14 protein-coding genes are annotated in these 18523 nt (G+C 73.3%); 5 read left to right on the forward strand and 9 right to left on the reverse strand.

The window, feature by feature from the left end:
* Positions 1–75 precede the first annotated feature (75 nt).
* The 4 genes from hpt to dacB form a co-directional block, all read right to left on the reverse strand.
* Entirely contained in the window at positions 76–630 is a 555-nt protein-coding gene (hpt, locus tag GKS42_RS21415) for a hypoxanthine phosphoribosyltransferase (RefSeq protein ID WP_154795670.1), read from the reverse strand.
* Positions 631–2049, reverse strand: coding sequence for a tRNA lysidine(34) synthetase (locus tag GKS42_RS21420; protein WP_210769240.1), 1419 nt, complete (start codon positions 2047–2049; stop codon positions 631–633). It lies immediately after the preceding gene.
* On the reverse strand, positions 2049–3128 hold the full coding sequence (locus GKS42_RS21425) for a zinc-dependent metalloprotease (RefSeq protein WP_154795671.1): 1080 nt from the start codon (positions 3126–3128) through the stop codon (positions 2049–2051). The genes GKS42_RS21420 and GKS42_RS21425 overlap by 1 nt, the downstream gene beginning before the upstream one ends.
* A gap of 227 nt (positions 3129–3355) precedes the next feature.
* Entirely contained in the window at positions 3356–4780 is a 1425-nt protein-coding gene (dacB, locus tag GKS42_RS21430) for a D-alanyl-D-alanine carboxypeptidase/D-alanyl-D-alanine endopeptidase (RefSeq protein ID WP_168217941.1), read from the reverse strand.
* A 103-nt stretch (positions 4781–4883) separates the two neighbouring features.
* Between dacB and GKS42_RS21435 the strand changes: the two genes are divergently transcribed.
* Together GKS42_RS21435 and GKS42_RS21440 are read left to right on the forward strand one after the other, a co-directional pair.
* Positions 4884–5399: an inorganic diphosphatase gene (locus GKS42_RS21435; protein ID WP_154795673.1), complete on the forward strand. Its 516-nt coding sequence runs from the start codon at positions 4884–4886 to the stop codon at positions 5397–5399.
* Between the two features lie 105 nt (positions 5400–5504).
* Positions 5505–6008 (forward strand): pyridoxamine 5'-phosphate oxidase family protein, encoded by a 504-nt coding sequence (locus tag GKS42_RS21440; RefSeq protein ID WP_154795674.1) that lies wholly within the window; start codon positions 5505–5507, stop codon positions 6006–6008.
* Positions 6009–6190: 182 nt separating this feature from the next.
* Here GKS42_RS21440 and GKS42_RS21445 read toward each other — a convergent pair whose 3' ends face one another.
* On the reverse strand, positions 6191–7531 hold the full coding sequence (locus GKS42_RS21445) for a C40 family peptidase (RefSeq protein ID WP_154795675.1): 1341 nt from the start codon (positions 7529–7531) through the stop codon (positions 6191–6193).
* Positions 7532–7799: 268 nt separating this feature from the next.
* Here GKS42_RS21445 and GKS42_RS21450 point away from each other — a divergent pair, with 268 nt between their 5' ends.
* Both GKS42_RS21450 and metX read left to right on the forward strand, forming a co-directional pair.
* On the forward strand, positions 7800–9242 hold the full coding sequence (locus GKS42_RS21450) for a bifunctional o-acetylhomoserine/o-acetylserine sulfhydrylase (protein WP_154795676.1): 1443 nt from the start codon (positions 7800–7802) through the stop codon (positions 9240–9242).
* 76 nt (positions 9243–9318) lie between these two features.
* Complete coding sequence (gene metX / locus GKS42_RS21455; protein ID WP_154795677.1) at positions 9319–10515, forward strand: homoserine O-acetyltransferase MetX; 1197 nt, start codon at positions 9319–9321, stop codon at positions 10513–10515.
* A gap of 25 nt (positions 10516–10540) precedes the next feature.
* Here the strand turns inward: metX and GKS42_RS21460 are convergent, their stop codons facing one another.
* Entirely contained in the window at positions 10541–11578 is a 1038-nt protein-coding gene (locus GKS42_RS21460; protein ID WP_232847780.1) for a Gfo/Idh/MocA family protein, read from the reverse strand.
* A gap of 48 nt (positions 11579–11626) precedes the next feature.
* Between GKS42_RS21460 and GKS42_RS21465 the strand changes: the two genes are divergently transcribed.
* Entirely contained in the window at positions 11627–12331 is a 705-nt protein-coding gene (locus GKS42_RS21465; protein WP_154795678.1) for a maleylpyruvate isomerase N-terminal domain-containing protein, read from the forward strand.
* Here GKS42_RS21465 and GKS42_RS21470 read toward each other — a convergent pair.
* The 3 genes from GKS42_RS21470 to GKS42_RS21480 all read right to left on the reverse strand — a co-directional run bounded on the left by GKS42_RS21470 (position 12285) and on the right by GKS42_RS21480 (position 18422).
* On the reverse strand, positions 12285–13598 hold the full coding sequence (locus GKS42_RS21470; RefSeq protein WP_168217942.1) for a hypothetical protein: 1314 nt from the start codon (positions 13596–13598) through the stop codon (positions 12285–12287). The genes GKS42_RS21465 and GKS42_RS21470 overlap by 47 nt on opposite strands.
* Before the next feature lie 114 nt (positions 13599–13712).
* The gene (locus GKS42_RS21475; RefSeq protein WP_232847781.1) at positions 13713–16664 is read right to left on the reverse strand and encodes an FAD-binding and (Fe-S)-binding domain-containing protein; all 2952 of its coding nucleotides are present in this window, start codon (positions 16662–16664) and stop codon (positions 13713–13715) included.
* Between the two features lie 267 nt (positions 16665–16931).
* Positions 16932–18422, reverse strand: coding sequence for a hypothetical protein (locus GKS42_RS21480; protein ID WP_154795680.1), 1491 nt, complete (start codon positions 18420–18422; stop codon positions 16932–16934).
* Positions 18423–18523 lie beyond the last annotated feature (101 nt).

Raw genomic sequence — 18523 nt, forward strand, 5'->3', positions numbered from 1 at the left:
GGGCCGTGAATTCCGGCATGTGTTCGCCTACGGCATGAACACCCGCGTCAGAGCACCGCACCCCGGGCGCCGATCTCAGCCCTGGTAGACGTGCGGAGCGAGCGTGCCCACGAACGGCAGGTTGCGGTATCGCTCGTCGTAGTCGAGTCCGTAACCCACGACGAACTCGTTCGGAACCTCGAAGCCGATGTAGCGGACGTCCACGTCCACCTTGGCGGCGTCGGGCTTGCGGAGCAGGGTCGCGATCTCCAGGGAGGCGGGGTTGCGGCTGCGGAGGTTGGACACCAGCCAGGACAGCGTCAGGCCGGAGTCGATGATGTCCTCGACGATCAGCACGTGCTTGTCGAGCAGGTCGGTGTCGAGGTCCTTGAGGATGCGGACCACGCCCGAGGACTTCGTGCCCGACCCGTAGGAGGAGACGGCCATCCAGTCCATCTTGAGGTCCGTGTGCAGCCGGCGGGAGAGGTCCGCCATGACCATCACCGCACCCTTGAGGACGCCGACCAGCAGGAGCTCCCGGCCCGCGTAGTCCGCGTCGATCTGGGCCGCGAGCTCATCGAGCCGGGTCGCGATCTGCGCCTCGCTGACCAGGACCTTCTCCAGGTCCGAGCCCATGTCGTTGGCGTCCACTCAACTCTCCCGATTGTCACTGTGTCGATGAGGTGCTGTCGGTCCGTGCGGATCATCGGGTGCGGCGGCGCGAGCCGACGCTTCCGGAGCGCGCAGGAACAGCCTGCCATACCTGCGGACCGCCTCGGTCGGCCCGGGGAGGTGGATCGGCCCCTGCCCGTGCCAGTCGGTGAGCAGGGCGTCGAGGCCCTGCACGTGCACCCGGGCGAGCGCGCCGCCGTCGGCTCCGGCCTCGACGGCGGCCAGCCGCAGGGCCCGACGGCGCAGGGCCGGGTGGGCGTCGACGAGCACCGACACGTCCAGCACCACGGCTGTTGCCGCAGGGTCGACGGCGGCGCTGTCCTCGACCGGGTCGGCGCCGGTCGAGGGGCCGGTCGCCATGCCGGTCGCGTTGCGGGTCGGGCCGTCGGTCCGGGCGTCGGCTGGGCCGTCGGTCCGGGCGTCGGCTGGTCCGCCGGTCGCGGTGTCGGTCGCGGTGCGGCGGGCCCGCTCGAGCAGTTGCCGAGCCAGTTCGTCGAGCAGGTCGGCGTCGTCACGGGCCAGGTCCGCGGTGCGGGCCAGCGCGACCTCCACGCCCGGCCCGAGTGCGCGGGCGAGCTCGGGCAGCACCCGTTCACGTACGGCCGCGCGGGGCAGGGCCGCGCCGGCCGCGGTACGCAGCGGTCCGTCCGCCGCGTTCGTCGGGTCCTCCCACGCCGCCAGGCCGAGCTCGTCGCAGGCCCGTCGGGTCTGTTCGCGGCCCACGCCGAGCAGCGGCCGCCAGAACGTCCCGCGGATCGGGGCCATGCCGGCCAGTGCCCGCGTGCCGGAGCCACGCGCCAGGCCGAGCAGCACCGTCTCGGCCTGGTCGGCCCGGGTGTGCCCGAGCAGCACCCCGGCCGCGCCGTGTCGCGCCGCGGCGGCGCCGAGCAGGTCGTACCGAAGCGCGCGGGCCGCACCCTCGGGACCTTCGCCGGCGGCGCCGCGAGTAGCACCAGCGACCGCGGCGCCATCGGGACCTTCGCCGGCAGCACCCCGCGCACCGCCACCGACCGCGGCGCTCCCCGGCCGCACGGCGCCGTCTTCGCTCGAGCCGACCCCGGGCCGGCCGGGACCGTCGCCACCCGCGGTACCTGCGCCGTCGGGCCCCACCACCTCGGCCGGGACCAGGCCGAGCCCGGCGCACACGGCGACCGCTCGCTCACTGACGGCGCGGCTGCCGTCCTGGAGCCCGTGGTCGACGCTGACCGCGCCCGCCCGCACCCCGAGCCGAGGTGCCACGAACGCGGTGGCGGCCGCGAGCGCGAGCGAGTCGGCACCTCCGGAGCAGGCGACCAGGACCAGGCCACCGGGTGCCAACGTGCCGTCGCCGAGGCGGTCCTGCAGGAACGTCCGGACGGCCGCCCGGACGGCGGCGACGGCCGGATCCAGCCGGGGCACTAGCCGTGGACCCGCCGGACCCAGATGTCGGGGTCGGCGATCTCGGCGGCGGTGGGCAGCTGCTCGGGCGCCGACCAGACCGCGTTCAGGCCGGGGTGCCCGACCTTGGCCACGACGGCCCGGACGAACTTCGCGCCCTCCCGGTACTGGGCGAGCTTGGCATCCAGGCCGAGGACCCGGCGCAGCAGCGTGTCCACGAACCCCTGCCCGGCGCGGCGCGCCTCGAACGACTTGCGGATGGTGCGCACGGTGGGCACCACCCGTGGGCCGACGGCGTCCATCACCACGTCCGCATGGCCCTCCAGCAGGGACATGATCGCGATCGAGGCGTCCATCGCCTCCTGCTCCGCGTCGGTCAGCACGGCGCCGAGGATGGCGCCGCCGGAGCCGGCGCTCACGGGTTCGGCATCACCGCGCAGCACCCGGGGCAGGGCGCCGAGCAGATCCCGCATCCGGGTCGCGGCGTCGTCCTCCACGAGCAGGGTCGCCATCAGGTCCCGCATCTGGGTGCGCAAGTGCTCGGCGAGCCACGGCGCGGCGGCGAACTGGAGGGCATGGGTCTGCTCGTGCAGGCAGACCCAGAGGTGGAAGTCGGCCGCCCGCAGGTTCAGCTGGCGCTGCACGTGCAGGATGTTCGGCGCCACCAGAAGCAGCCGGCCGGCACCTGCGACGGCACTGTCGCCGTCACCGGGTCCGGCGGACGGCGGGGTGAACGGGTCGTACTGACCGAGCACCCGGGAGGAGAGCAGACTCAGCAGCGCCCCGAGCTCCTCGGCGGCGAACCGAGGGCCGCCGAGGCCCTTCGGAGCCGGCATGAGGTCGCCGACGAGGTGGCGCAGCATGCCGAGGTTGCCCTCGGACCAGCGCGGTCGGTCGATCACAAGGACGGGGCCCGTGGCCGCGCGCTCAGCGGCCTCGGGCAGGGCGGTGACGGTGCCGACGAACTCGGGCGCCCGGGCCGCGCCGGTGCGCAGCGACGCCACCAGCGCGCTCAACTCGTCGCGTTCGGCCGTGGGGCCGGGCCGGGCCAGACGCCCGGCGCGCCGTGCGGCCAGGTCCCAGTCGACGGCGTCGCTCACCTGGTCACTCCCGCCTCGGGCCGGGCCGTGGGCCGGACCGCCCGCGCCGGTGTCACCTGCGGGCCGTGCGCGGCGAGGTTCATCCCCCAAGAGTAGGCGTCGTCACCGGCGCCGCGGTGAGCGGGCGGAACCGGCGCACCCGCCTCGGCTCTCTCGGCGCCGGGCCCGGCCCGCGCCCGCGCGCGAGAGGGCTGAAGCCGCAGCCCCTTGAGCACTGTCGGCGTCGGTCAGGTGCAGCCGCAGGCGGCGAGCCCGGCGGCCCAGGCGTCGATGGCGATCCGGGCCTGGTAGCCGGCGCCCGCGGGGAAGCCGTTGGCGAGGGCGCTGAACGCGAGCAGGCGCCCGTCCGCCGTGGTCACCAGACCGGCGAGCGCGACCACCTGCGGGAGGGTGCCCGTCTTCGCGGTCAGGGTCCCCGCGGCCTCGGTGTCGCCGAGCCGGTCGGCCAGCGTCCCCTCGAGGTGCGCGACCGGGAGAGCCTGGACGGCCGCGAGCAGTTCCGGGTGGGTGCCACCCGCGATCAGCACGGTCGTGTCGGTGAGCATCCGTGGCGTGAGGGTGCTGTCCCGGGACAGCCCGGAGGTGTCCTGGAACTGCGCGCCGGTGACGTCCACGCCGAGCCCGGCGATCACCTCCAGCACGGCGGCCCCGGCCCCGAGGAAGCTCGCCTCCTGGCCGGTCTGCACCGCGGTCATGCGGCCGAGCACCTCGGCCAGGACGTTGTCCGAGTGCTGCATCATGTACGCGACGACGTCCCGCAGCGGGGCGGACGCCACGGAGCCGAGCACGGTGGCGACCTCCGGACGAGCGGCCCGGCTGACGTCCCCGGTCACCGTGATCCCGCGGGCGGCCAGGGCGGTCGCGAAGCTCTGCGCCGCGGCCAGGGCGGCGTCGTCCTGGCGGCGGGTGACGCCGTCGACGATGCCGAGGTTCACGGCGAGCGGCGCGATCGGCATCGCCCAGCCGCCGGCCAGGTCGACCTCGCCCCAGTCGGGGGCGACGGCCGGGCCGGTGAACAGGGTGTCGTCCAGGGCCACGGTCACCTCGGTACGGTCCTGCTCGAGGAGTTCGGCGGCCACCTGCTCGGCGAGATCACCGAGCCCGGCGTGCCCGATCGTCGCCTCGGGGTTGCCGGCGTCCGCAGCCAGCGTGATGTCCCCACCGGCCACGAGGGTGACGGTCCCGTCGTCGCCACCGACGACTTCGGTGGTGAAGGTGTGCTGATCCCCGTACGTCTCGAGCACCGCCACCCCGGTCAGCAGCTTCAGGGTGGAGGCGGGCACGTACGGGTTCGCGGCCGAGGAGGCGTAGAGCTCCTCGCCGGTGAGCACGTCGACGATCGAGACACCCGGGGTGGGGCCGACCCGGTCGTCGGCGAACAGCGGCGCGGTCAGCGCGGCCAGGGCGTCCGCCGTCGGCACCGGCGCGTCCGGGTCGGCACCGGCGACCTCGGCGGGCTCCGCGACGGTCGGGGGGATGGAGTCCGGATAGGGCTCCGCCTCCGGCCAGGGCGGGTCGTCGGTCAGGACGCCGGGAACCTGATCGGTGATGTCGAGGTAGGCGTATCCGCCGAGTCCCGCGACCACCAGGGTGAGGACCAGCCCGACGGCGAGTCCCCGACGGCGTCGCTTGCGCCGTTTCGTGCGTGCCACGCTCACCCCATCCGGTCCAAGGCCACCACCCAGGGTTCCGCACTCCGGGCCGGTGTAGGACAGACTAGGGCAAGGACCATCAGGCGAACGGGAAGAGAAGACCGTGGAATTCGACGTCACCATCGAGATCCCCAAGGGACAGCGCAACAAGTACGAGGTGGATCACGAGACCGGACGGATCCGCCTGGACCGGATGCTGTTCACCTCCACGCGGTATCCGGACGACTACGGCTACATCGAGGGCACCCTCGGCGAGGACGGCGACCCGCTCGACGCGCTGGTGCTGCTCGAGGAGCCGACCTTCCCCGGCTGCCTGATCCGGTGCCGCGCCCTTGGCATGTTCCGGATGCGCGACGAGGCCGGCGGCGACGACAAGGTGCTGTGCGTGCCCAAGGGCGACCAGCGTGCGTCCTGGCGCTCCGACATCGACGATGTCTCGGAGTTCCACCGCCTGGAGATCCAGCACTTCTTCGAGGTCTACAAGGACCTCGAGCCCGGCAAGTCCGTCGAGGGTGCGCACTGGGTCGGCCGCGAGGACGCCGAGATCGAGATCCGGCGCTCGTTCCAGCGCGCGATCGACACCGGCTACTCGCACCCGCAGCCGCACATCGCGCACTGACCGGACGCGATCGGGAGGGTTCTGCGCTCGGGCTGCGCGGTGAGTTTCGAGGGCGGCTGGGGTCTGCCGTGGGTGAACCGACCGACCACACCACCTGGAGCCACCATGCCCGGTCCGCACGTGTCCCGCCTCGACCCGCGCTACGGGGATGACCCGACGCCGGCGTCCTGGGCCCGCACCGACCAGCTCCTGGCGGATGCGGAGCTGTACTGGCTGAGCACCGTGCGCGCCGACGGGCGCCCGCACGTGACGCCGCTGATCGGGGTCTGGTTCGACGACCGGTTCCACTTCGTCAGCGGGGTCCGGGAACAGAAGGTGCACAACCTCGCGGTGAATCCGCAGGTGGCCGTGACCACCGGGGCGAACGCGTGGGCCGCGGGCACCGACGTGGTGCTCGAGGGAACGGCGCAGCGGTTGACGGAGCCCGCGCAGCTGCAGGCGTTCGCCGATGCCACCTTCGCGAAGTACGGCGAGGCCTGGCAGTTCACGGTCCACGGCGACGTCGTGGGCGACGGCGACCACGCGGCCTGGGTGTTCGCGGTGGTGCCGGCGAAGGTGCTCACGTTCGGCAAGGACCCGCACGCCCAGACGGCGCACCTGTTCGGCTGACCGTTCCGGTGGTGCGGGTGCCGCGGTGCGGCCACCCTCACGGGAGAACAGGCAGGCGGGTGAACGTGCGAACGCCGGACGACCTTCCCCGGGTCCTCCGGCGTTCGCTGCTCGTGGTCAATGCCCGCTGTGCCTCGCGGCAGGTCCGTGCTGTCGGCCACGAACTCCCCGGTCGACCCTGACTACGGGCGGCCGGCGAGGGGGAGCACGTTCGTCCACCAGATCGGCACGTACTCCACGTTCCCACCGGGCCGCGGGGCATGCACGCGCATGCCGTCACCCGCGTAGATGGCAACGTGGTAGATGCCGCTCGCGCTCCCGTTGTTGGAGTAGAAGATCAGGTCACCGGGGCGCATCTGGCCGACCGGCACGTGACTGACGGCCGCGTACTGGGTGGTGGTGGTCCGCGGGATGCCGACGCCGGCGTTCTGGTACGCGCGCATCGTCAGGCCGGAGCAGTCGTAGGTGTTCGGTCCCGCCGCACCGAGCACGTAGGGCTTGCCCACCTGGGTGAGCGCCCAGGCCAGTGCCGCCGCGCCCGTGCCCGAACCGGTCGAGGGCGGTGTCGGTGCGGGGGCCGGCGCTGGCGCTGGCGCTGGCGCCGGAGCCGGTGCCGGTGCCGGTGCCGGTGCAGCCGGCGCAGGTGTCGCGGGCGCTGGGGCCGCGGGTGCCGGGGTCGCAGGGGCCGACGGCGTAGCGGCGGCGGGCGCGGTCGGCGCCGACGGCGTAGCGACAGGTGCGTCGATCGCTGCCGCCGCGGCCGCGTTCTCGCGTTCACGCTGCTGCGCCTCGAGGGCGGTCTGGCGCTCGGCCTCGAGCTCGGCGGTGGTGTTGCGCAGCGTGGCGAGCTCGTTGACGAGGACGGCTCGCTCGGACTGGGTGGTCTCGAGCGTGGTCTGCGCGGTGAACGCGGCCGCATCGGCGGCGGCGGACGTCTCCTCCAGCTCCGCGGTCGCCGCCTCCTGCTCGGCGACGGCGTCGTCGGCCCGCTGCTGCATGATGTCGGCGACCAGCTCTGCCGCGTCCAGCCTGCCGAGCGCGTCGGTGGCACTTCCGCCGAGGCGGTCGAACGTGGTGGCACCCTGGACCGCGTCCTGGACGCCGTCGGCGGAGAGGAACACGGACAGCTGCTGGAGATCCCCGCCGTTGCGGTAGGCGGCGGTGGCGATCCGGGCCACCTCCTGGCTCGCGGCGAGGACGTCGGCATCCGCCTGGTCGGCCGCGGCCCGCGCGGCGTCCGCATCCTGTTGTGCGGTCTCCAGGTCCACGGCGGCCTGGTTGTAGGCCTCGGCGGCGACGGCCGCGTCGATGTCCGCGGCGTCGAGCGCAGCGGCGTTGGCGGCCAGCTGTACCTCGAGGGCGGCGATCTGGGAGGCCGTGCTGTCAGCGGCGGCCTGCGAGTCGTCGATGTCGTCCTGGCTCGGGATCGTCGGCTCCGCGGCCGCCGATCCGACCGCCAGGGTGCCCGCAAGCACCACGGAGCCGAGAACGGCGACGAGTCGTCGCCCAGGTCGTGCTCTCACCGATCAGTCTCCGTCCGTTCCAGTGCCGACCGAACTGCTCCACCCCACGTGAACTACACCCATGTAATTTTTGGTCCGGGTCTGTTCGGCGTGTCGAGTTGACGGTTCGTCGCTATCCGCGCATCAACGTAGCGGAACTTGTTGAATTTGTGAACACGAGTCCCAACCTTCACACCAGTCACATCAACCACACCCATGAATCTCCGCAGAACCGCGCCGATACCGCCTGCGCGCCCGCCTGGACACCCATCGTCTCGGCATGTGAGATTTGCCCGTTGCCCCTTGGGACGGCACCTATCGTGGGAAGGGCCAGCCACCCAGCACCGCCACCCATTCGTCACACTCATCGGAGAGAGCCTTGAGCGAGAACTGGAACTTCGAGACCCGGCAGATCCACGCCGGGCAGAGCCCCGACGGCCAGACCGGCGCCCGCGCCGTGCCGATCTACCAGACGACGTCCTTCGTCTTCAAGAACACCGAAGAGGCCGCCAACCGGTTCGCGCTGGCAGACCTGGGGCCGATCTACACCCGCATCGGCAACCCGACGGCGGCGACCGCCGAGGACCGCATCGCTTCCCTGGAGGGTGGTGTCGGCGCCCTCCTGGTCGCCTCCGGACAGGCCGCGGAGACGCTCGCGATCCTGAACGTCGCCGAGGCCGGCGACCACATCGTGGCCAGCCCGAGCCTGTACGGCGGCACCTACAACCTGCTGCACTACACGCTGCCCAAGCTCGGCATCTCGACCACCTTCGTCGAGAACCCGGACGACCCGGAGTCCTGGCGCGCGGCGGCGCAGGAGAACACGAAGCTGTTCTTCGGCGAGACCATCCCGAACCCGAAGGGCGACGTGCTCGACATCGAGGCCGTGGCGAACGTGGCCCACGAGGTCGGCGTGCCGCTGTTCGTCGACAACACCGTCGGCACGCCCTTCCTGGTGCGCCCGATCGAGTTCGGCGCCGACGTCGTGATCCACTCCACCACCAAGTACCTGGGCGGCCACGGCACCCAGATCGGCGGTGTGATCGTGGACGGGGGCACCTTCGACTACGCCCAGCACCCGGAGCGGTTCCCGAACTACAACACGCCGGACCCGAGCTACCACGGCCTCACCTACGCCAAGGACCTCGGCGTCGGCGGCGCGTTCGGCGTGAACCTCTCGTTCATCCTCAAGGCCCGCGTCCAGTTGCTGCGTGACCTCGGTCCCGCGGCCAGCCCGTTCAACGCGTTCCTGCTGCTGCAGGGCCTGGAGACTCTCTCCCTGCGGGTGGAGCGGCACGTGGAGAACACCCAGAAGGTGGCCGCGTACCTGGAGGCGCACCCGCAGGTCCTCTCGGTGAACTACGCGGGTCTGGCCTCGAGCCCCTACCACGCGCTCGCGCAGAAGTACCTGCCCAAGGGTGCCGGGGCCGTGCTCGCGTTCGAGATCGAGGGCGGCGTCGATGCCGGCCGTGCATTCGTGGACGGCCTCGACCTGCACTCCCTGGTCGCCAACATCGGCGACGTGCGCTCCCTGGTGATCCACCCCGCCTCGACGACCCACAGCCAGCTGACGCCCGAGGAACAGGCCGCCAGCGCCGTCACCCCTGGGCTGGTGCGCCTGGCGGTGGGCCTCGAGCACATCGACGACATCATCGCGGACCTGGACAAGGGGTTCACGGTGGCGTCCGGATCGGGTGCGCGCGAGTCCGCGGCCGAGCCGGCCAACATCTGAGCCGGCACCGCATCCACTGAGCGAAGAGGGGCGGGGACGAACTACCGTGGACGCAGCCCAGCAGACGGAGGTGGCGATGAGCGAGTCAGGACGACGCGCGAGCCGTCCGTCGGCGCGCACGCGAACGCCCGGTGGTCCGATCCCCGCCTCGGCCGCGTGGCGCGAGGGCGACCCGGTCGGCCGGCGCCAGTTCGCCGACCTCGGGCCGCTGCATCTCGAGGCGGGCGGGAAGCTGCCCGAGGTCCGGATCGCGTACGAGACCTGGGGCACGCTCAACGCCCGGGCCGACAACGCGGTCCTGGTGCTGCACGCGCTCACCGGGGACTCCCACATCACCGGTGCGGCCGAACCGGGGCACCCGACGGCCGGCTGGTGGTCGGACATGGTCGGGCCCGGGCGCCCGATCGACACCGACCGCTACTACGTGGTCGCGCCGAACGTGCTCGGGGGCTGCCAGGGCAGCACCGGCCCGTCCTCGGACGCACCGAACGGAACCCCATGGGGCAGCCGCTTCCCCTACGTGACCGTGCGCGATCAGGTGGCCGCCGAACGGGAGCTCGCCGATCGGCTCGGCGTCGGCACCTGGGCGTTGGTCATCGGCGCCTCCATGGGTGGGCACCGCGCCCTCGAGTGGGCGGTCGGTGAGCCGGACCGGGTTGCCGCGGTGGCCGCCATCGCGACGTCCGCGCAGAGCACCGCGGACCAGATCGCCTGGGCCCACGCGCAGCTCGGCGCGATCCGCTCCGACCCGCGCTACCGCGGCGGCGACTACTACGACGCCGCCGATGACGACGGCCCGCACGCCGGACTGGGCATCGCCCGGCAGATCGCCCACACCACCTACCGCAGCGCCCGCGAACTGGACGAACGCTTCGGACGACTGCCCCAGGGCGGCGAGAACCCGCTGGGCGGCGGTGGCCGGTTCGCCGTGCAGTCCTACCTGGACCACCACGCGAACAAGCTCGCCCGCCGCTTCGACGCGAACTCCTACGTGGTGCTCACCGAGTCGATGAACACCCACGACGTGGGCCGGGACCGCGGCGGCGTGGATTCCGCGCTCGCCTCGATCACGGCCCGCACCCTGGCGGTCGCCGTCGACTCCGACCGACTCTTCCTGCCGAGCCAGTCCGAACGGATCGCCGAGGGCGCCCCGGACGGCACCTACCGGGTGCTCCACTCGGACTACGGCCACGACGGCTTCCTGATCGACTTCGACCAGCTCGGCCCGATCATCGCCGAGTTCCTCGGCAACCGCGCCTACCTCACCCGCTGAACCTGCGCCGTCGGGAGCTTGCGCCTCAGCGTTCGTGCAACGCGACCCCCAGCTGGTCCGCGGCCTGCTGCAGCACCGACTGCACCGCGAGCGTGTCCGACCAGGGCATGACCTCGCTCTGTACCGCGCCGGCCGCAAGGGCCCGGTTCACCTCGTCGAACTCCAGGGCGTACCCGGCGCCGTCGGGGGCCAGGTCCAACGGCTGCGGATCGGCGCCGGACCGGTGCAGCACGAGCGAGGTCGGGTGGTGGAACCGTGGCGGGATGTCGATCCAGCCGTCGGTTCCGAAGATCCGGCCCTGACCCGGCAACGGCAGCCGGAACGAGGTGAGCAGGCTCGCAGCGCGCCCGTCCGGGTAGCCGAGGCTGATCGCGGCCTCGGCGTCCACGCCGGTCTCGAGCAGGGTCCCGGTGGCCGTGACGGTCTTGGGGTCGCCGAGGAAGTGCTGGGCGAAGGAGACCACGTAGACACCGAGGTCGAGCAGTGCCCCACCCCCGAGCTCGAGCGCGAACAGCCGGTCCGCCGGGTCGAACTCACGGCGCACCCCGAGGTCGGCCTGGACCGCCCGGACCTCGCCGATCGCGCCGTCGGCGATCAGTTCCCGCGCCCGCACGAGGGCAGGCTGGAACCTCGTCCACATGGCCTCCATGACGAACGTGCCGGACTCGCGGGCCGCAGCGAACACCTGCTCGGCACCGGGGAGCGTGGCCGTGAACGACTTCTCCACGAGCACGGCCTTGCCGGCGCGGGCCGCCGCGACCGCCTGCCGGGCATGGTCGGAGTGCGGTGTGGCGATGTAGACGGCGTCCACCTCGGGGTCGGCGAGGAGGGCCTCGTGGGAGCCGTGTGACCGGATCGGGGTGCCCAGCGCGGCGCCGTGCTCGGCGGCGAACGCCTGCGCCCGCTCCAGCGAGGAGGACCCGACGGCGGTGAGCACCCCGCCGTCGACCTGCCCGAAGTCGGCGGCCACCTTGGCCGCGATCCGTCCCGGCCCGAGGATCCCCCAGCGCACCTGCGTCATGTCCCGCCCATCTCCCGCGATCGCCGTCGCGTTGTCGCTCACCCGCTGCCGGTGGCGCGCGAGGCGCGCCGGTTCCGCCATCATGGTGGCATGCCGACACCGCTGCCGACGCTGACCGCCGAACTACGGGACCAGTGGGACCTGCTCCGGAGCAGGCTCGACGACCTCGACGACGATGTGCTCGCCGAGCCGAGCGCGGTCGCGGGCTGGAGCGTCGCCGAACTGGTGGCCCACCTCGGGCGCGCCATGGCGGTGTTCTCCAGCTGCGAGCCGCAGCCCACCGACGTCGAGCCCCTGCCGCTCGAGGAGTACGTGCGCGGCTACGCGATGGGTGCGGACGAGATCTCCCGGGGGACGAAGGCTCTCGCGGCCGAACTGGGTGACGACCTCCTGCCCCGCCTGGACGAGCTCGCGGAGGCGGCGTTCGACCGGCTCGCGGCCCTCACCGAGTCCGGACCCGACGCCGTGGTGCTCGCCCGCCGCGGGCCGATCACGGTGCGAGACCTCGTGCTGACCAGGATCATCGAGCTCGTGGCGCACGGGTACGACCTCGCCACCGACCTGCCTGCTCCGGCGCCGGTCGACGCCGGTGCCCGCAAGATCGCCGCGGAGGCACTGCTCGATGCGCTCAACCGGGCCAGCGGCTACGACCTGCAGGTGGGCGACGAGGCGGCCTGGATCAAGGCGGCGACTGGCCGCATCACCTGGCCCGACGCCGTGGCCGCCGCTGCGCTGCGACCCGAGTACCTCAGTGACGGCCTGCCCGACGTGAGCCGTTTTCTGCCGTTGATCTGAGCGCACGACGGCTCGAGTCGCCACCCGGGCCGGGCGGGGCCGGGGCGGCCCGGTGGTGTTCGGCGCGGGTGGTCCGAATGACCTCGGCGCGGGCGTCGGCGAGCGCGAGGCCGCCCTCGGCGAAGCGCCACTGGGACCAGGCATCCGCCGGTTCGTGACCGAGCAGATGCGCGGCGGCGGACGCGAGCTCGCCGTGCTCGGCGCCACCTGCAAGCACCACCACGCCGTCCTCGCGGAGCCACGCCGGATGGTCGTGGTCCCTCGACCGGAGCACGATGCGCACCGGTGCGTCCACCAGTGCCGCGACCGCGCGCAGGTTCTCCGATGCCCGGACCGCCTCCGGCTCGCGTCGAGCCGCCGGGCGAGCCTCCGGCCGAGCGACCGGCTCGGGTCGAGGAGCGAAGCGGGACTCGTGCTCGTCGACCGGAGCGGGGCGGCCGACCGGCGCCGGCCCGTCGACCGGGCCGGGCCAGGTGAGCGGGCCGGGCCCGTTGAGCGGGGCAGGTTGGTCGACCGGAACAGGTGAGCTGACCGGAACCGGTGGGTCAGCCGGAGCGGGCGGACCGAACGGAGCGGGCGGCGTCGACGGGTCGGGCCGACCGGCCGCTGCCGGCCGGGCCCAGGGCTGGGCCGGAGCGGGCTGGGCCGGCGGGTCGGCCGGGCCGGCGTCCGCGGAGACCGCGGCACCGGCGAGCGGCGCGAGCTCGGGCACCGCCGCGCCGTCGAACACCCGCAACCTGGCCGGCGCCACGTCAGCGACCTCGAGCAGCGGGGCACCGGTGGGCGTCTCCCGGACGTCCACCGCGACCACTCGCACGCCGTGCAGCACCCGCAGGCCGGAGAGCACCTCCGAGGAGACGTCGCCGGCGAGCAGGTACAGCTGCGGTCCGGGCCGAGGTCCGGCGGGCCGGGCCTCCCGGAACGCGTTCCAGTCCCTCCGGAATCCGGGGACGCCGGCGCGGTAGCGGCCTGCGATGGTCAGCCAGGGCGCCGCCGCGTTCTCACCGGCCCGGGCGAGGGCGCGCATCAGGGTGGCCGAGTCGACCCGGTCCACGACCACCGCGGTGACCACCTGACCGGCCGGGTCCATCGCGGTCAGCACGGGCTCGGCGCCGTCGCTCCAGCTGATCGGGAACAGGTCCGCCTCGAGCACGTCGAGCAGATACCGGCGCAGCGCCGATTTCAGCTCCTGGGTCAATCGGCTCGGGCCCTGCCTTCCGAACGTCGCTGGGACGAGGTGTCCGGACTCGAACGCGAATGACGGCATCGGCAAGGATCTCTTCTGATGGCAGCGGGGGGCGCGGCGAGCCTCTCGTAAAGGCGCGCCGTCCAATCTGACTCTCCTGCCCCGCCGACCATTCTGGCACTCCTGACGCAGGGATCAAGGGCGCCGGAGCAACTGGGCCAGTTGCATTCCGGTAACACCTGCCAACTGCTGCGCCTGGGTGCGGCAGGAGTACCCGTCGGCGAGGTAGACGGCCCCCTCGGGGGCCTCCCGCAGGGCCGGCAGCAGGGCCTGCTCGGCCACCGCGACCGAGACGTCGTAGTGCCCCTTCTCCATGCCGAAGTTCCCCGCCAGCCCGCAGCAGGTGCCGAGCGTCGACACCTGTGCACCGGCCCGGCGCAGCACCTCAAGGTCCGCCTCGTACCCCATCACGGCGTGCTGGTGGCAGTGCGGCTGGGCGATCACCTGCAGGCCGGACAGCTCCGGCGGCGCCCAGTCCGCCGGCCCGAGCGGCGCGGGCGCGGTCAGCAGCTCCGCGAGCGTGTAGGTGCCCTTCGCCAGGGCCGCAGCACGGGGATCGTCGGGGAACAGGTCCGGCAGGTCCGAGCGCAGCACCGCCGTGCAGGACGGCTCGATGCCGATGATCGGGATACCCGCCTCGGCGTAGGGGCCGAGCACGTCCATCGTCTGGCGCAGCCGCGCCCTGGCGCCGTCGAGCTGCCCGGTCGAGATCCAGGTGAGGCCGCAGCACGCGCTCGCCTCCGGCATCCGCACGGTGTACCCGGCCTGCTCGAGCACCGCCACCATGGCGCGGGCGCCGGTGGTGTCCAGGTGCTCGGAGAACGAGTCCGCCCAGAGCAGCACCTCGGTCGAGCCCGAGGCGATGCCCGACGGCGGAGCCTGGCCGGGCACCGAGCTCGCCCCGGTCGTGGGTGCGGCCGTGTCGCGGGCTGCGCCCGCGCGAGCGGCGCGGGACCGATCGCGCGCCCGCCTGCCCCACCACCTGCGCAACGGCTCGTCCGCGAAGGTGACCATCCGCCGTCGGGTATCCATGCCACCACCGGCGAGCACGAGCTTCGCGATCGGGCGCACCCCCAGGACCGCGTTCACCAGCCTTGACACACCCGGCACGGACGTGATCAGCCGGGCCCACCGCGGCAGCCAGCCGAGCGCGTAGTGGCTGATCGGGCGGACCTTGCCGCGGTAGCTGCGGTGCAGCACCTCGGACTTGTACTGGGCCATGTCCACCCCGGCCGGGCAGTCGGACGAGCACGCCTTGCAGGACAGGCACAGGTCGAGAGAGTCGTGCACCTCGGGCGCGTCCCAGCCCTGCACGAGGGTGCCGTTCGCCATCTCCTGGAGCACCCGGGCGCGGCCGCGGGTGGAGTTCTTCTCGTCCCTGGTGGCCAGGTAGGAGGGGCACATGAAGGACCCGGCGTCGGTCAGGTCCGCGCGACATTTGCCGACCCCGACACACCGGTGCACGGCCGTGGTGAAGTCGCCGTCGTCGTGGGCGAACGCGAAGCCGGACCCGGACAGCATCGGCAGCGGGCGGGCGTGCGGGCGCCGCAGGTCGTCGTCCACGGCGCGGGGCCGCACCACGACGCCCGGGTTGAGCAGATCCTCGGGGTCGAAGAGCGCCTTGACCGCTTCGAACGCCGCGATCGCCTCGGCCGAGTACATCAGCGGCAGCAGCTCGCCCCGGGCCCGGCCGTCCCCGTGCTCGCCGGAGAGGGAGCCACCGTGGGAGGCCACGAGCCGCGCGGCGTCGAGCATGAAGGACCGGAACTGCGCGGCGCCGGCCTCGTCGGTCATCGGGAAGTCGATGCGCACGTGGATGCAGCCGTCCCCGAAGTGCCCGTACGGCAGACCGGACACCCCGTAGGAGTCCATCAGCGCCTCGAACTCGCGCAGGTAGGTGCCGAGCCGCTCGGGCGGGACCGCGGCATCCTCCCAGCCCGGCCACGCCTGCGCACCGGTCGCGGTGCGCCCGGCCAGGCCGGCGCCATCGGCACGGATCTGCCACATCGCGGTCGCGTCCGGCCCGGGCGGCATGATCCGGGCCGCTTCGGTGCCGGAGTCCGCGACGATCGCCTGGGCGGAGGCGAGCGCGGCCTCGGGCGTCTCGCCGCCCACCTCCACGAGCAGCCACCCGGCGCCCGGCGGGAGCTCCGGGACCGAGTCGGCGCCCTTGTGGGCGCGCACCACGTCGACGAGCTTCGCGTCCAGGCCCTCGATCGCGAGCGGGGCGTGGGCGAGCATCGCGGGCACGGCGTCCGCGGCCGCGGGCATGTCCGGGTAGCCGAGGGCGACGAGCACCGGCGAGCTCGGGATCGGCACCAGGTTCACGGTCGCCTCGAGGATCGTGACCAGGGTTCCCTCCGTCCCGACCAGGAACTTCGCGAGGTCGGTGCCGTGCTCGGGCAGCAGGTGCTCGAGGGAGTACCCGGAGACCTGGCGGCCGAACCGGCCGAACTCGGTGCGGATCAGCGCGAGGCGCGAGCGGACCAGGTCCGCCAGGCCGGGGATCTCGTCGAGGGCACCGGAACCGGTGCTCGTGGTGAACCGCCGCCCGGTGCCGTCCACGACGTCCAGAGCGATCGTGTTGTCCACCGTGCGCCCGTACGCGACCGCGTGCGGGCCGCAGGCGTTGTTGCCGATCATGCCGGCGAGGGTGGCCCGGGCCTGGGTGGACGGGTCCGGTCCGAAACGGAGGCCGTGCGGTTTCGCGGCCGCCTGCAGGTCCGACATCACGACGCCCGGCTGCACGCGGGCGGTGCGGGCGACCGGGTCGATCTCGAGGATCTTGTTCAGGTGCCGGGAGAAGTCGATCACGATGCCGGGCCCGACGGCGTTGCCCGCCACCGAGGTGCCGCCGCCCCGGGAGGTGACCGGGCTTCCGTGCGCGCGGGCGGTGGCGAGGGTCGCGAGGACGTCCTCGGTACTGCGTGGGAACACCACCACCTGCGGCGGCACCCGGTAGTTGGACGCGTCGGTGGCGTACTCGGACCGGCGCCGCGCGGACGCGTCGACCTCACCGTCGATCGCGCGGTCCAGGGCCGCGACCAGGTCGGTCAGCTCGGGCGCCACGGGGGGATTCGTGCTCACGGTCGACACGCTCGTCAGTTTCCCACGCCGCCCGCGCGCCGGGTGCTGACGTCCGCGCCTCGGCGCGGCCGCCGGACTCCCCCGCGTGGACTCCCCCCGCACGGCGGTCGTCGGCCGCCGTCGGCGGTCGAGGACCGTCGACTTAGTGGGATCACGGTCGAACTAGTGTCGGGCAACTGACTAGGTCGCGCCGGAACCACCTAGGTCGCGGACGCCGTCGCGTCATCCCGCCCGCCCGGACCCCTCCGGCCCGGGCGGACGGTGGTCTCATTCGGCGCTGAAGTCCAGCCCCGCGTCGGCGACGGCGTTGACGGTCCAGGTCCCGCCGTCGGTGTCGAACAGGCGCCACGCCGGCACCAGGACCACCGAGCCGTCGTTCTGGTGGACCGACATCAGGACGAGCTCCGACCCGTTGATCGTCACCTGCTGCACCGGCCAGTCGATCGGGGCGCCGGGCTCGGCCGGAACCGGGGCCGCGGTCGGCGGCTCACCGGAATCGACCGGTTCGTCCGCGGGACCGACTCCCGGTGCCTGCGCCGGTTCCTGAGCGGCGGCGTCGGGCGCGGTCTCGCCGGCGGACTCCTCCGTGGCCGCCGAGTCCTGCGCCGCGTCCGCCGAGCCGTCCCGGGCGATGGCGGCCCCGTCCTCGGCCGAGGCGAACGGCATCATCCCGCCGCCGAAGGCACCGAACCTCGGGTCGGTGAGCCGGGCCACGGCCTCGGTCGGCGAGACCACGTCATAGGTGCCGAGGGAGTAGACGTCCGCCAGCGACCCCCAGATGGACGCGATCCCACCGGTCGTCACGGTGAACTGCCACCCGACCACACCGTCGAGCGAGCCCGCGCCGATCGCGGGGGTGGCCACCACGTTCGTCGCGTGCTCCCCCGGCTCCGTGATGCTCCAGTTGAAGTCGTCGACGTCGACGCCGGCCGCGGTCAGGACCTCCTGAGCGGCGGCGATCGCCTCGTCCTGCCCGGCCGCGACCTGCTCGTTGCCGCAGTCGACCGTTCCGGAGTCCGCGTCCGGTTCGATCTGCTCGATCTCAGCACACAGCCACGGATCCACGCTCGGGTCGGTGTAGCTGGTGGACGCCGTGCCGTCGACGTACACCGAGAGCACCGGCCCACCGGCCTCCCACGATCCCACCGCCCAGACGCCGTCGGCGAGGACCGGCTCCCCCTCGAGCCCGAGCGCCTGCGCGAACTGCGCGACCCGCTCGGCGGTCAGTGCCGCGGTCGGGTCCAGACCATAGGCCTCGGCCGCCGAACCGTCCGTCGAGAGCCCGGCTGCGGTGAACTCCGTGCGTCCGTACCCGGCGAACATCCGGTCCGCCTGCGTCGTGTCGGCGCCGAGCCCTTCCGACGCCACCGACGGATCGGCCGCCTCACCTGACGGATCGCCCGCCGCGCCGCCACCGGCAACGGTCGTTCCGCCGTCGTCCTGCGGTCCGCTCGCGGCACCGATCGCGTAACCGCCGCCACCGAACACCGCGAGCGCGGCGACCGACGCCGCGACCAGCAGCCCGCGTCGGCCACGTCCGGCGGACGCGCGGCGCGTCCGTGCAGCGAGGAGTTCGTCGTCGTGCTCGGTGTCCTCGTGGTTGCCGCTGCCGGCCTCGTGACCGTCGCCCAGCTCGCCGACGCGTGCGGTCACCGCGAGCCGGAGCGCGTCGAGATCCGGGCTGGACCCGGCAGCCGGGTCGGCGGCGCGCAGCCGTCGCAGTGCCTCGTCGGTACCCTCAGGGCCGTCGGCTCTCATCTGGTGTCCTCTCACGTGCGGGCGGGTGCCGCTTCGTCCCGGCGGGCAACCCTGCGTCCCCTCTGCCCTGCCTGTGTGCCGTCGACGGCGGATGTTGCGTC

Origin of the sequence: Occultella kanbiaonis, assembly GCF_009708215.1 — a bacterium.
GTDB classification, from domain to species: domain Bacteria; phylum Actinomycetota; class Actinomycetes; order Actinomycetales; family Beutenbergiaceae; genus Occultella; species Occultella kanbiaonis.

Coding starts and splice junctions, on each gene's coding strand:
- GKS42_RS21480 (WP_154795680.1), bottom strand. CDS start 18,422: ATGAGAGCCGACGGCCCTGAGGGTACCGACGAGGCACTGCGACGGCTG.
- GKS42_RS21465 (WP_154795678.1), top strand. CDS start 11,627: ATGCCGACACCGCTGCCGACGCTGACCGCCGAACTACGGGACCAGTGG.
- GKS42_RS21440 (WP_154795674.1), top strand. CDS start 5,505: ATGCCCGGTCCGCACGTGTCCCGCCTCGACCCGCGCTACGGGGATGAC.
- GKS42_RS21470 (WP_168217942.1), bottom strand. CDS start 13,598: ATGCCGTCATTCGCGTTCGAGTCCGGACACCTCGTCCCAGCGACGTTC.
- metX (WP_154795677.1), top strand. CDS start 9,319: ATGAGCGAGTCAGGACGACGCGCGAGCCGTCCGTCGGCGCGCACGCGA.